This window comes from Candidatus Neomarinimicrobiota bacterium (assembly GCA_021734025.1).
In the GTDB taxonomy this organism is placed as follows: domain Bacteria; phylum Fidelibacterota; class JAANXI01; order JAANXI01; family JAANXI01; genus JAANXI01.
The window spans coordinates 1-15,015 of record JAIPJS010000026.1; the positions used below are offsets into that span (position 1 = coordinate 1).

The following is a 15,015-nucleotide window of genomic DNA, read 5'->3' on the forward strand; positions in this document are numbered from 1 at the left end:
TTTGCAGGAACAGCTCGGAAATGAGTTTCCGGAGATCCGGTGGACGCCACGGATCACGTTTGGCGGGCTCATCGATATTCCGGACGAGAATGGCGAAACCCGCTCCCAGGGGCCTGCGGCAGGCATGGCGGTGGATCTGTTGAATCCGTCCAGCGGAGAGGTTGAGCGTTTGGATATCCGCAATTCACTGGTGCAGGGACGTCTTCCGGAGGAGCCGTTCGAGATCCTGGTGAGTGAGAATTTTGCCCGGAAGCTGGAAATCAATCTCGGCAACCAGGCGACGCTCATCAGCTCCGGCATGTACGGAGGTATGGCTATGCAGAATTTCGAGGTAGTGGGCACGGTCCATTTCGGCGTGCAGGCTATGGATCGCGGCGGATTAATCGCCGATATCAGTGGCATTCAGGCGGCCTTGAACATGGATGACGGCGCCGGGGAGATCCTGGGATTTTTCAAGGACGGCAGATACGAGGAAAAACGTGCCGATGCCGTGGTACAAAAATTTGAATCACTTCCGGTTTCCGGCGATGGCGAGTTCGCCCCGACAATTATGAAACTCAGCGAACAGAATGACCTGGGCACGATGCTCCAGATGATGGATTATATCTCCGGTGTCATCGTTGGAATTTTTGTGTTCGTTATGTCCATCGTTCTCTGGAATACCGGCCTGATGGGGACGCTACGCCGGTACGGCGAATACGGTGTTCGCCTGGCTATCGGCGAGGACAAGGGGCACATTTACCGCACCATGATCGCCGAATCGGTGATGATAGGCTTCGTCGGTTCGGTCATCGGCACCGCCCTGGGACTGGCGGCTTCGTATTATATGCAGGCCCACGGAGTCAACATAGAGGAGATGATGAGCAGCTCCAACATGCTCATGCCGAACGTTATCAGAGCCAGGGTGACGGTGACCAGCTATTACATCGGGTTTTTCCCGGGATTTCTGGCGACAACACTCGGGTCCATGATTGCCGGACTCGGCATCTATAAACGTGAAACCGCTTCACTCTTTAAAGAACTGGAAGTCCAATGAGATATCTGATACTTGCACTATCACTGTTATTAATATTCCCAGCGATGGGTTTGGCGCAGATGCCTGACGGAAATGACATCCTCCGGCAGATCGATGAAAATCAGTCTGCGGAGAACATGATCGCGACCTCGACTATGGTCATCCACGGGCGGCGCGCCAGCCGGTCGGTTACCGCCAAATCCTGGATCCAGGGGACGGAGAAGTCGTTCACCGAATATCTGTCGCCGCCCAGGGAGGCGGGCACCAAGATGCTGAAGCTGGAGGACGAGCTCTGGATGTACTCACCGCAGACCGACCGCACCATCCGCATCGCCGGACACATGCTCCGGCAGTCGGTCATGGGCTCGGATCTCTCCTACGAGGATATGATGGAAGATCCGAAGCTGGAGAACATGTACACCGCGGAAGTGGTCGGTGAGGAGATGTTCAATGATCGCGACTGCTGGGTGCTGGAACTGACGGCCACGAAAGAGGATATCGCCTATCACAGCCGCAAAATATGGGTGGACAAAGAACGGATGTTGCCGCTTAAGGAAAACCGCTACGCCAAGAGCGGCAAGTTGTTGAAAACCGCCGAAATCCACGAGGTTATGCGGGAAGACAGTCGGTGGTATCCGAAGAGAATGACCTTCAAAGATGCGCTCTCCCAGGGCGAGGGAACGGAATACATCATCGAATCCATTGAGTTCAACGCGGATATACCGGAGTATATTTTTACGAAGGCGTCGTTGAGAAGGTGAGTGTTACGTATTGCGTATTACGTAAAAAACGGGTATAGAGGAAAAACAGTGTTAACGTGTTACGGTGTTATTGTATTACTGTTGACGCTGTTTCCTAATCCTAATCTTACTCTTTATCCTAATCGTAATTGTTTCTGTTCTGAGGAAGAAAGAAAAAAAACTGTTTGTCGTTCGTTGTACTTTGTTCGTTGTGAAAACTTCCACGGCTTTTCAGCGAAGGACAGAATTCAAAGAAGTTGAACGAAGTAAAACAACGAACAACCAACAACCAACAAAACCCGGGACCGTTTTCAACGGTAACCCGGTAACTTTATAAAACGTTGTCACTTGAACACCTGAACACATTAACACTCTAACACAGTTGTCCTATTGTCAACCTATTGTCAGCTAAAAAAGATATTTTATTGTCAGCTCGATTCATAATGATCTGTAATTGTTCGTAACTCTCCTGGACAGTTGCAGCCACGTAATATGTAATATTCAGTCGTCCCGTGGGGACTTGAAGATTGTTTGAATTCCCTGATCCATGCATTCCTGCGGAGAAACCAATAAACCATAGCAGCCGCCCCGGAAAAGGCTCCTCCCAGAACTAAGATATGCGAAGAATCACGAAGGGAAAAAGTAGTCGTTTTGATGTAACGCAAGATAATATCTTGCGCAATACAATTTTGTTCAACCTCCTTGCCTTGGGGTTGATATCTGGAACCCCGGATTTCATCCGGGGCTATTCTCCACCTCCGACATATTCGATCCCTTTGGGATCGTACGTATTATTCGATTGGAACCCCGGGTTTCCCCCAACGGGATTCCTATGGGACATCCAGGGCTATTATTATTCAATTCCTGAGATTGTTCTCGGTTGCCGCATTTGAATATGTTGAAAGAAGCCCAAGGGGCTTCAATATAAATAACCCCCCGGTGGAACCTGGGGAAATGGAATCAGTGCTGAAACCATAACCCCGGAGGGGTTGAACCAATACAGTAAACCTGGGGAGGTCAAATGAAGAATTGTCAATTCGACGTGGTAGACGAATATCGAAGTGAGAGTTATCGTAACCTGATTTCCAATGATGTGGTTTCAGTACCGCTTTTGAAATCGGTCTGCTTTGAAAGGTGATTGAATTTTTCGCGGCTGAAGCCGCGACTACCAACAGATTTCCCCTTTCCTTAACCCAATACCTTATACAGGTCCTTTTGTCTTACATCTCACCGTTTATAACCTGAACACTATCGCTCCACTGTCAACCTATTGTCAGATATTCAAAGCAAACTGTCGGAGACGCTGGGAGCGATCACTGACAGAAAATACTGGAATACCCGAATACATAAACACTACAATACATCGAATGATGATTAAGATTATGATTATCCTAAAGGAAACCCTGTGGGACGAGTAAGATTATGAAACAACTCGACCAATCGAAGACATTTACGCTATTTTATAAATTCTGAATTGTCTCCATCTCCCCGGCACTCAGTTCAAAATCAAATATATCAAAATTGTCACGGATGTGACTCTCCTGTCCTGCTTTCGGGATGGTCACCACGTTCTCCTGCTGAATCAACCACCGGAGTGCAACCTGTGCGCTGGTTTTGTTGTGGCGAGCGCCAATCTCATCCAATGTCTTATCATCGATTACGCGTCCTTTCCCCAGCGGGCTGTAGGCGGTAAGCATCAAATTGTTCTTTTGGCAATATTCCAGCATCGCATCCTGCCCCCGGCCGGGATAGTACTCGACTTGATTTGTAAGAATCGGCGTCTCCGAGGCGTCGACAGCTTTTTCCATCTCCGGGACGGAAAAATTGCTGACGCCGATGTGTTTGACGATACCTTCTTCCTGCAAGTCGTTCATTGCATCGATTGTCTCGTCGATTGGGACGGTGGCACTTGGCCAGTGGATGAGCAGTAAGTCGATATATTCGCAATCGAGTTTTTCCTGGCTGGCATGTGTGGACGATAAAACGTCCTCCGGCGCCAGATTCGAGGCGAGGATTTTCGTCGTTAAAAATATTTGATCTCTGGGAATGCCCGATTCACGGACGGCTTTGCCGACTGCTGATTCGTTCCGGTACATTTGGGCGGTATCGATGTGCCGGTAGCCCAACTTCAATGCGGTGAGTACGCTGTCCGTACAGGCCGTCCCGCGCAATAGGTATGTGCCAAAGCCGAGCGCGGGGATTGTTACCCCCTTCACTTCCAGATGTTTCATGTTAGTCTCCCTCCATCTCATAACTGTTCTTATCAAAATATAATTTCTCATGTAGCTGGCGGTTTCTCAACTGGAGAAAAATCCTTGTGATCAATCCTGCGTCGGTGTATCGTAATCCCTTCATTGGAAAAAAATAGCAATCGTCGTGAGATTTCGGGAGTATCTATGAGCGGCTATGATCAACTATACAGGGAATTCGTATCCCGGTTTCCGGATTACGGGAATACGGCCGAACTTGATGATCTCCGGGAGCAGGAGTTTCAGCGCCTGGATCAAAACGGTCAAATCTACCTTGATTATACAGGTGGAAGCCTGTACGCCAAATCTCAGCTGAATTCTCATACCGAATTGCTTACGGATAACGTCTTTGGGAATCCGCATTCCAACAACCCGACTTCCCGTCAAATGACAGACGTCGTTGAGGAAGCGCGGGCCAGGGTGTTGGAATACTTCTGCGCTTCTCCGGATGAATACACTGCGATTTTTACGCTCAACGCCAGCGGGGCATTAAAGCTGGTTGGTGAAGCGTTTCCATTCCAGCGTGAAAGCCGGTTTCTGCTCACCGTCGATAACCACAATTCGGTGAATGGCATCCGGGTGTTCGCCAGAGATAAGGGGGCCGAGGTGAAATATATTCCGGTAGCAATGCCGGATTTGCGCATGGATGATGAGGGGCTCGAGGATTCCCTGGACAACTGTGATAGATCTGTGCCGAACCTGCTGGCCTACCCGGCACAGTCCAACTTCACCGGAGTCCAGCATTCCATGGATTGGATCCCACAGGCGCAGGATGCCGGATGCCATGTGCTGTTGGATGCGGCGGCTTATGTGCCGACGAATACGCTGGATTTATCGGCAGTTCAACCGGATTTCGTGGCACTCTCGTTTTACAAGATGTTCGGATACCCTACCGGAATCGGTTGTCTTATCGCCAAGAAAAAGGCACTTGGGATACTTCGGCGACCCTGGTTTGCCGGCGGTACTATAGCGCTCGCTTCCGTGCATTCAATGAATCATCAATTGGCTGACGACGAGGCTGGATTTGAAGACGGGACAGTAGATTATCTGAATATCCCCGCAGTAAAGTTCGGCCTGGATCTGTTGGAATCTGTTTCCATCGAATCGATACATCGCCGGGTCCAAAGTCTCACCGGTTGGCTGCTTGCGACGTTGATGGAATTGCGCCACTCTAACGGAAATCCCATGGTGCGCGTCTATGGCCCAACGACTACTGAAGCCCGGGGCGGTAACGTTGCGTTTAACATTTACGATCCGGACGGGAGTCTGATCGATTTTCGGCGAGTGGAGGAGCTGGCCAATACGCGACAAATTTCTCTGCGCACAGGTTGCTTTTGTAACCCCGGCGTCATCGAGGTGGCCGAAGGATTGACTGCTAAAGAAATGGAGGCCGGATTCGCAAATCGTGACAAGGTCAATTATCCGCACTTCTTGTCTGTATTAGAACACCAGGAAGGCAAGAGTGCCGGAGCAGTCCGGGTGTCTTTCGGACTGGTATCGAATTTTAAAGACGCGTACCATCTGGTCGAATTTCTCAAGACGTTCCGGGATCAAACCACGGGGAAAATTGGACGGGTCTCCTTTGATATCCAAACCTGCCGCCGGCTCCGGGACGGGAGTTAACAATAGTGTTCAAGTGTTCGGGTGTTTCCCAAAGGGATACCTCCGAGGCGTGTGTTCAAGTATGATATCTTTGGGCTGGTGAAGGCAGGATATTATAGAGTATTTGTGTCCAAGTATTGATGTCCAAGTGTTCCATACAAGTCCACACAAGTCCGAACTGCGTATTGCATGGAAAAGATTCGGGAAGGTCCTTTCCGTTATACACAATACTCGATACTTTTTCCTCGTTCCGTATTAGGGAAAGCGAATTTCTTGTTTTTGATATCCGATATTTACTTCTCCGGATCTCACTCCAAAGCCACCAGAAGTTCAGAGATGGTAGGATTCGCCGGGGCTATCTGCTGAAACGAGTGAAAGGTCATTTCAGCCTTCAACGCAACGGCTACCGGGGCCAGGAGATCTGCGGCATGATCACCAACGGCCGATGCCCCTAAAATCCGATCATTGTCCTGGTTCACAAGCATCTTTAAAAACCCCTCCTGATGCTCAATAATATTTGATTTCAGGACTTTCCCGTAATCGGTTTTGAGTACTCTGACGTTCCGGTTTTTTTTAAATGCTTCGGTTTCCGTCATTCCAATCTGAGCCACTTCAGGAACGGTATAAATCGCCTCAACTGCCCAATCCGGCTGGTAGGAATAATTGGTCTTTTTCAGCGCATTGCTCACGGCAAACCGGGCCTGGGCGATGGCCTTGTTTGCCAGCATGGGCGGACCGGTTACATCTCCGATAGCAAAAATATGCTGTACCTTAGTGCGAAGTTGCCCATCGACGGTAATCCCCTTGTGTTTATCGTAGGTCACTCCCGTTTTTCCCAGGTTCAGCCTGGACGTGTCCGGGACCCGGCCGATAGCGACAAACGCCAGTTCCGCCTCGAACGAATTGCCCGAGGTGAGAGTCGCCTCAACGTGATCGCCATGATTTACGATTGACTGTACGGCCTGGCCCTTATGAAATTCAACGCCACGTCTCGAAAGGACAGATTCCAGTGTATTTGAAATGTCAGCATCGCTCCGGGGGAGCAATGTGTCAATATCTGTTAGCGCCGTAACCTCGCTTCCCAGGCGATTAAAAAGGTAGATTGTTTCCGAGCCGGTCACGCCGCCTCCAACCACGATGATACTCTCCGGGATGGATTTTCGATGGCTCATAAACCGTGGCGCTAAAATGCGTTTTCCATCCGGTTTCAAATCATCCGGAAATATCGGGACGGATCCCGAGGCGATAATAATCTGTTCCCCATGGACCCGGGCGACCTCTTCGCCATCTCTGGTAACTTGAATCGTATAATCATCCAGGAAGTGGCCTTTCCCGTTGAAAACCTCAACATTCAGATCTTCAAAAGTTTTTTTGTCCCGTGTGTGTTCCCGATCTTTTACGGTTTGTAGCCGCTCCAAGACTTTCTCTGGCTGGATAATATAGCCGCCCATGGGATAGCTCATCTCCTGCGCGTGAACAACCTCGTCACCGGTATCCGCTGCATCCAGCCAGACCTTGCTGGGAACCAGACTATGCCAGAGTGCCCGACCGCCCGGCTTATCCTGTTCAATCAGCGCAACGGAAGCGCCAAGTTTGCCTGCCTCTTTAGCCGCGGTGACGCCGCCGGGGCCCCCGCCAATGATAACAACATCTTTACGAGCGTATTTTACATCCATAGTCACCTCGTGAAATTAGGTTAACAGAGAATACATTATACTACAGATTAGGGAGAGGACGGTCAAACTGAAATAGAACGTTCTATGGTCGGACAGTAAATAAAACGGACAAATGAGCACGTTATAGTTTTCTGCATGGCCGATAGTTTATTACGGAGAGCTCTCCCAAAATTGGTAAATGTGATCTAAAAAAAATAATATACACCTTTATTCTATGAAACCTAATACCTTAATGTGACTTAATTCATCATGTAATATTTTATAAAACTTAATTACTTATTGCTTTTCGACGACAATGATATGAACTTGCTAGCAACGTGACGGACAATTTTGACATCCCGATAATCGCTGCATCCTGTTCACTGTAGTCGAAAAAGTCCTCCGAATTCATAAAGAAAGGTAGAACTCTTCTACGCCTGTTTTGCCTTTCCATATGATGTACCAGTTGTACCTATCTGATAATTGCTTCTGCATTTGGGAATAGATGTTTGTGACGATGGGAATAGAGTAAAAGGTGCACTTTGTCTATCCGAAATTTTCTTGCCACGCCATTTCATTTATCCATACCCTCAACAAAGAAATACCAGGAGAACGTGTTATGAAGACGATGAAGTTAGGGATTCTATTGACTGTCCTGTTCAGTTTGGTTTTAACTGTACCGCTTTTTGCGGTGGACGTGACTTTTCAGGCGGATATCTCAGAGTTACTCAATGAAGGGTTTGATCCTGGAACCCATAATCTGGAAGTCCGGGGTGAATTCAACACCTGGAGAACAGGATTAAATCTAACCTCTAATGGTGAAAATATTTATTCAATTACATTGCCAGTGGACATGTCTGCCGGAACTGAAGTCTTCTGGAAGTTTTGTGTAACTCCAGGCGACGAATTTTTAGGGGGTGAATATGAACTCGGTGCGAACCGGTCGTTCGTCCTTGGAGAAACAGCAACGACCCTGCCGGTAGAATCACCGAATCTGTACACTTCTGTAAAGACCATTACTGATGCCCGAACTGTTGGTCTCGATAGGGTGATTCGTGTGCAAGGTATCGTCACATCCCACAATTTCGGGACGGGGTTTTCAGACCTTACACTGCAGGATGCCAACGCGGGAATCTTTCTCTATCACGGTGGCGTTGAGTTACCGGTCACATTTCGGGATCGCGTCCAGGTAACCGGCCGGGTCGTCGAATACAACGGTAAATTGGAGATTGTCCCGGAGACCCACGATAATATCCCGGAGAATGCCATAGTTGTTCTGGAAAGTAATGTTACACCGCCTTCTCCAATCTTGGTCACAATCGGGGACATTCTTGAAAGTCCGGAGATGTACGAGGGGAAATTGGTCCGCCTGGATCAGGTGGCCACCATTGGTGGTGCTTGGCCGACACCCGGACAGGATGCAAACATGGATATCACGGATGCTGGTGGGTTGCCCTTCGTTATGCGTATCGATAAGGAGACGAATATCGATGAGACACCACAGCCGGAAGGTCCGTTTGATGTCATCGGGGTGGTCTCTCAATTTTTTGACGATTACCAGGTCCTGCCACGGACGCATGAGGATATTATCCGATCTGCTGTACAGCAGAGTGCATGGGACTTCGAGGAAGGCCCGGGCAATTGGTATGCTTTTTACGGAAATGCGAACACCGTTAATTCTCCAGTATTCGATGGGATTAATGCACTCGGGATTACCGCGTGGCAAAGTTCTGTTCCTCTGGAAATCAAGAATGAGATTTGTCCCAATGTTGAACCGGGAAATCAATTCCGGTTTCAGGTATGGATTGATAATGTTGAGGGTATAAGTGCACTGCAACCCTATATCCAATACGGCGATTGGGTATGGTACAGTGGATGGTACGACAGCGAAAATTTTACACTAACGCCCGGAGCCTGGAACGAAGTGATCGTTGAGGTTCCGGCGGAATACGTCAGGCCTCTCAAGGCTGTCGGTTTACAGATATTCAGGGAATCCGAAGAGTATACTCCAACGGTTTATGTTGACGGTATCAAACTCGACACAGAGGTCGCGCCTGTTGGCCTTTCGCAGGACGTTACCGTACGCTTTTCCGTCGACGTGACCGATGCGGTCAACTTCCAGACCGGCGAGCCGTTTACCAATGTGCAGGAAGTACTGCTTAACGGTATTATCTCCGTGGCCCAATGGGGATGGGCTCCCTGGGGAGCGATCCCGGATACTACCGGAGCGCTCCATATGTCCAATGATGGTACTACGCAGGGAGATGGCATCGCCGGAGATAACATCTGGACGGCCGAAGTACTGTTCCCCGCCGGATCAAAATTCGACTGGGGTTACAAATACGGTATTTACGACAACACCAATATGGATATGTCCCGTCCGGATGCGCTGGATAACGAGTCCGGTTTCGGGGACGATCACGGGTTGACGATTAGTGATACCGAACCGTTGCAAGTTCTGCCAGTCGATATGTGGAAAACAACGACAGCCAGTGGTGAATACTTAGAAGTGCCCATTTCTGTGGCTCAGCAGGATCCAGCGATGATTGGGCGAAAAGTGCTGGTACGAGGAATCGTGACCGCAGCCACCGGTGTCTATAATCAAACACGGACATTTATTCAGGCTGAAGGCGGCGGGCCCTGGAGCGGTATCCTGATTTACGACAATACAGCAACCATCCAGACGAACGAGGGTGATCTGATAGCCGTGAGTGGCACGGTTGATGAATATTACGATATGACAGAGATAGTGGTTGACGAAATCGAGCTGCTTGACGTTAATTTTTCGCTGCCCGAACCGATCAATCTTCGTACCGGTGACCTGAGGAATCCTGAATTTGCCGAGCAATTTGAATCTGTGCCGGTGCGATTGAATAATCCTGTGGTTTCGAATCCCAATCTGGGGAATTGGGAATGGGAGATCGATGACGGGAGCGGTCCGTGTGTGATCGGTGTAAGCCATCTAAAGTATATGTCCCCGTCGATGGAGACCGTTATCCCATCTATCACCGGCATCGTGGACTTTACTTACGGGAACTACGTTGTTAAACCACGTGACCGGGCAGATATCGAAGACGGATTAACGGAAGTCATGATCTGGGATTTCGAAGATGACTTACAGGGGTGGCAGTCGCCGTCCGGTATCGGTCAACTCGATGATACTCACCCGTTCAGCGGCAACTATTCGGTCCGGATGGTCGATAATCCGGATACCTCAACAACCGGCATTATGTTGATCAATAATGAATACCGGAATTTAGTGCCAAACGACAGGATCCAGCTTCATGTCTGGCTGGATGATACCACCGGTCTACAGGGAGTTCAGGTATTCATTCAGTTCGGCGAAGGTTTCACCTGGTTCCATAACTGGTATAATCCAGGGGATCTTAAAGTTGGTGCCTGGAATTTAATCGAAGTTGTAGTCCCTTGGAATTATGGCGCACCACTAAACATATTTGGCGTCGAGGTTTTAGGTCGTGAACCAGACACAGTTTCACCGTTTTACATCGATAAGGCGATTGTACTCAAACAGAGTGGAGCTGCTCTGGTTGCCGATTTCAACGTTTATCCATCAGTGGGGTCCTATCCACTCACAGTGCAGTTTACCGATATGTCGACCGGAGATATTAATAGCTGGTACTGGGAATTCGGCGATAGTACCACAAGTCCCGAGCAAAATCCATCCCACACCTATCTCGAATTTGGATCATACACTGTGACTTTGACGGTCGATGGCCCCGGCGGCTCTGATGCGAAACGTCAGGACTGGTGTGTGACTACTTTCGAAGAGGAGTACGTGCTACCTGTCCCCATGGTTAACGCTCCGGTTATCGATGGCATTGCGGACCCGGCATGGGAAAGCGTTCCGATGACTGAAATCGTGCACCAAATTAATTACGGTGAACCGATTGATAGTCCCGCCGATCTCTCCGGCGATTTTCGTCTGAGCTGGGATCAAACGAATCTGAACTTGTTTGCCTCTGTTCGCGACGATATTCTACGTACGGATGGTGCAGAGTCCTGGGAAAACGATGGATTCGAAATATTTTTCGATGGGGACAACAGCAAGGGATTTGCGTATGACGGATCGAATGATTTCCAAATTATAGTAACATATGGCCCGGAGGCACCGAACGTATCCGTTGGTTGGCAAACGGCGTGGTTTGATCCGGAAGTGATAACGGCGGCTCTGCAGAATACCGATGATGGCTGGGATCTGGAAATGGCCATCCCATTGCAGGCATTGGGGATGGAGCAGTACTCCGGCCACCAATTCGGTTTCGAAATCTATTACGAAGACAACGATACCGGCGTCAGGGATCACCAATTACTCTGGTGGTCGGAAGGGAATGTCTGGGAGAATCCGTCCGTAATGGGTACCGCGGAATTCCAGAGAATCACGGCGACAGATACGACGCAGGTCACCTTCCAGGCGGATATCACGGATCTGCTAAGCGAAGGATTCGACCCGACAAATCAGGTACTGGAAGTCCGTGGCGGGTTTTCGAATTGGCAGCCGGGACCGGAACTCGTGCAGATTGAGGGAAACCAGTATGCCGTGACTATTGAAGTTGCCGGTGTACCCGGCTGGGACGTCCCCTGGAAATTTGCCGTAAGTCCCGGGGATATGTTTCTGGATGGCGGTTGGGAGCTGGGTGGGGATCGTTCCTTCACCTTCCCGAAATCCGATACGACCCTGGCTCCGGAATTTCCAAATATTTATACAGAGCGGAAGACACTGGCTGAAGCCCGGGCACTCGGTGTTGGTCGCGTGGTCCGGTCAATAGCAACGGTAACCAGTACCAACTTCGGTGAAGGATATTCGGAGTACGCAATCCAGGATAGCACCGGCGGTCTTATCCTGTTTCACCGGGATTTCGAATACGACCTGGATGCGCGGAATTTGATTCAGGTCACCGGTCGTATTATGGAGTATAACGGAAAACTGGAAATCCAGCCTGAAATCTATGATAGGAGCCTGCTGGGCGAAGCCGTTGTTGTTCTGAATGCAGGGGTACCGCTCCCGGAAACTCAGCCGCTGACGATTGATGAAATCCTTGCTGCGCCCGAGAGTTTTGAATCCGAGCTGGTGCGGATTGAACGTGTAGCATTTTCAGGTGATTGGCCTCTCGAAGGATACGATGCTAACCTGTCTATCACGGACCAAGCCGGCGCCATTCTGACCATGCGCATCGATAAAGAGACAAATGTGGATGGTTCGGAGGCTCCAACCGATTCCTTTGACGTCATCGGTATCATTACCCAGTTCGATCAGGAAGCACCGTATGATGATGGTTATCAGATCCTGCCACGCAAGCGAACGGATATCTTTGAAAATGCAACCACGGTTACCTTCCAGGCGGATATGCGACAGTTGCTCCGTAATGGATTTGACCCGGATTCGAATCGGATCGCGGTGTTCGGGTCATTTCAGGACTGGCGGGTTGGATACCAACTGTTCCCCTCCGAAACTGATGATAGCCTGTATTCACGGATGGTGGAAATTCGGGTACCTGGCGGTACGGTGATAGAATGGAAGTTCTATGCCGCTCCCGGGGGACAATTTGTGAACAGTGGATTGGAAACAGGGGAAAACCGGATCTTTACGCTCGAAACGGGCAGCATGGTATTGGAGCCAATGGTTCCGGCAATCGCATTCGCTGAAGTGGTGACTCAACAGGTCCAGTATACTTTTACTGTAGATCTGAACAATGCGATCAACGCTCAGAACGGAAAACCGCTGTCCAATGTGCAATCGGTGTTTATGCATGCATTTAAGTGGTCACCCGGTTTTGCGGTGGAAGATACGAGTGCGATGCTGAGAACATTCGACGACGGTATCAATGGCGGCGATGCTGTCGCCGGTGACAACATCTGGTCCAATCAGGTGACCTTCGTTCCGGGTACGTATCGCAATCAACAGTATAAATATGCGGCGTACGATCCGGCCAACCTGGATTTCAGTAATCCGTATCCCATGGACAATGAGGCGCCTCCGGGAGTATATCACCACTTCGCCATTGACGACAGTCAGCCGGAACAGGCGCTGGCGGTGAAATGGCTGACTACGACTGGCGTCGAACGGCACTTTACTCCGGCTTACGAAGGCAATCCATATAAAGCCATGAATATTTATGTAACCAAGGCCACCTTCGATAGCCTTGACCTAACCGCTGGCGACGAGATTGGGATTTTCGACGAAGGAGTCTGTATAGGGGCCGGGGTAGTACAGGGACCGATCACCTTGATGGAATCTCTGGACATGGAGGCGGCCACCGACGACCCGGGCACACCGGAAAAAGATGGCTTTACTCCGGGTAATCCGCTGCAATTCCGGCTCTGGAGAGCAGCAGAACAAGCAGAATACTCAAGTCCGAATATTTCAGTAGTCCAGGGTAACGAAATATACACCTCCAATGAATCTGCAGTAACCGAGCTAGAGTTCTTCAGCATTATGCCACAGATCGTTGGTCTGCAATCAGGCTGGAATATCATGTCGTTTGCCATTGAACCGGTAAATCAGGATATGATGAATATTGCTCAGCCGTTGGTGGATGCCGCCCAGCTCATTAAGGTGCAGGATGAACGCGGCAAAGCTATCGAGCAGATTCTGGGGACCTGGAAGAATAACATCGGGTCCTGGGCAGGGTCAGAAGGGTACTACCTGAAGGTGTCGGAAGATACCGAGCTGGAAGTACAGGGATTTCCGATCCCGCTGCCGTTCGACGTTCCGTTGCAGGCCGGTTGGAACATCATTGGCTATCCGGTCAATTCGCCGCAAGCGGCGTTAAATATGGTCCAGCCCCTTATTGATGAAGGTGCCCTGATCAAGATTCAGAATGAATCAGGCAAAGCCATCGAGCAGATCCTGGGAACGTGGAAGGACAACATCGAAACCTTTGTACCGGGTGAAGGCTATTACCTGAAGGTCCTTGCCGACGCCAGTCTGCGCATTGACCGCCAAACTATGGAGGGACCGGAAGCGATTGCGGAAAGTGCAACACAGCCGGATATGGTAGCACCGGAACAATTCGTCTCGGCATTTGCCGGCAATCCGTACAATCCGATGAATGTGTACGTCAATCTGGATGACGTACAAAAGAATAGCCTTGAAGCCGGATACGAAATTGGAGTATTCGACGGAGAGGTGTGCGTCGGTTCAGTCATGATACCGGAACAATTCCAGAGCAGGCAATACCTCAGCCTCATCGCCGGGATGGACGATCCCACCACCGAGGAATATGACGGTTTCCGATCGGGAGCGCCCCTCTCTCTGCGACTTTGGAACGGGAACGAGATACTATACGGTGCAGTCAGACCTCTCGGCGTCGAACCGGACGCTGACCAATTGGTAGCCTTCGAGGCTCGTGGCACAGCGGTGCTGGCTGTTAACGGTTGGCAACAGACTGCAATCGATCCGGAAATGGGAATACCGACGGATTATGAACTCGCTAACGCTTATCCCAATCCGTTTAACCCATCGACGACCATCCGGTATGGGGTGCCGGAACTTACCGACGTTTCTATCCAGGTGTACAACATGATGGGACAACGCGTAGCCACGCTGGTTCAGGAACGGTTGCATCCTGGCTACTACACAATCGTATGGAACGGGCAGAATTATTTAGGCCAGCCAGTTGCGACGGGTGTGTACTTTTACCAGATGCGAACTGGTGCCAAGGTGATGACCAAGAAAGTTGTCTTTATGAAATAAAGAGGATGTCACAATACAATAACAATAGCGAAAATGGAAC

The 15,015-nt window shown here is 49.9% G+C and carries 6 protein-coding genes; 4 read left to right on the forward strand and 2 right to left on the reverse strand.

Annotated features, from left to right (window positions below; all coding sequences use genetic code 11):
• Positions 1 to 1,036 (forward strand): FtsX-like permease family protein (locus tag K9N57_16750; protein ID MCF7805831.1); only part of this gene is annotated, 1,036 nt, incomplete at its 5' end.
• Positions 1,033 to 1,776, forward strand: a complete 744-nt coding sequence (locus K9N57_16755) for an outer membrane lipoprotein-sorting protein (GenBank protein ID MCF7805832.1) — start codon at positions 1,033 to 1,035, stop codon at positions 1,774 to 1,776. The genes K9N57_16750 and K9N57_16755, both read left to right, overlap by 4 nt.
• 1,439 nt (positions 1,777 to 3,215) lie before the next feature.
• On the opposite strand, the gene K9N57_16760 is transcribed toward K9N57_16755, so the two are convergent.
• Complete coding sequence (locus K9N57_16760) at positions 3,216 to 3,986, reverse strand: aldo/keto reductase (protein ID MCF7805833.1); 771 nt, start codon at positions 3,984 to 3,986, stop codon at positions 3,216 to 3,218.
• Between the two features lie 165 nt (positions 3,987 to 4,151).
• Between K9N57_16760 and K9N57_16765 the strand changes: the two genes are divergently transcribed.
• Entirely contained in the window at positions 4,152 to 5,627 is a 1,476-nt protein-coding gene (locus K9N57_16765; protein MCF7805834.1) for an aminotransferase class V-fold PLP-dependent enzyme, read from the forward strand.
• Between the two features lie 287 nt (positions 5,628 to 5,914).
• Here K9N57_16765 and K9N57_16770 read toward each other — a convergent pair whose 3' ends face one another.
• On the reverse strand, positions 5,915 to 7,282 hold the full coding sequence (locus tag K9N57_16770) for an NAD(P)/FAD-dependent oxidoreductase (GenBank protein ID MCF7805835.1): 1,368 nt from the start codon (positions 7,280 to 7,282) through the stop codon (positions 5,915 to 5,917).
• Positions 7,283 to 7,880: 598 nt separating this feature from the next.
• Between K9N57_16770 and K9N57_16775 the strand changes: the two genes are divergently transcribed.
• Positions 7,881 to 14,975 (forward strand): DUF5689 domain-containing protein, encoded by a 7,095-nt coding sequence (locus K9N57_16775; GenBank protein ID MCF7805836.1) that lies wholly within the window; start codon positions 7,881 to 7,883, stop codon positions 14,973 to 14,975.
• Positions 14,976 to 15,015: the final 40 nt, after the last annotated feature.

Bases quoted from the DNA above. Each gene is read 5' to 3' on its own strand.
- K9N57_16775 (MCF7805836.1), top strand. From the start codon at position 7,881: ATGAAGACGATGAAGTTAGGGATTCTATTGACTGTCCTGTTCAGTTTG.
- K9N57_16755 (MCF7805832.1), top strand. From the start codon at position 1,033: ATGAGATATCTGATACTTGCACTATCACTGTTATTAATATTCCCAGCG.
- K9N57_16765 (MCF7805834.1), top strand. From the start codon at position 4,152: ATGAGCGGCTATGATCAACTATACAGGGAATTCGTATCCCGGTTTCCG.
- K9N57_16760 (MCF7805833.1), bottom strand. From the start codon at position 3,986: ATGAAACATCTGGAAGTGAAGGGGGTAACAATCCCCGCGCTCGGCTTT.
- K9N57_16770 (MCF7805835.1), bottom strand. From the start codon at position 7,282: ATGGATGTAAAATACGCTCGTAAAGATGTTGTTATCATTGGCGGGGGC.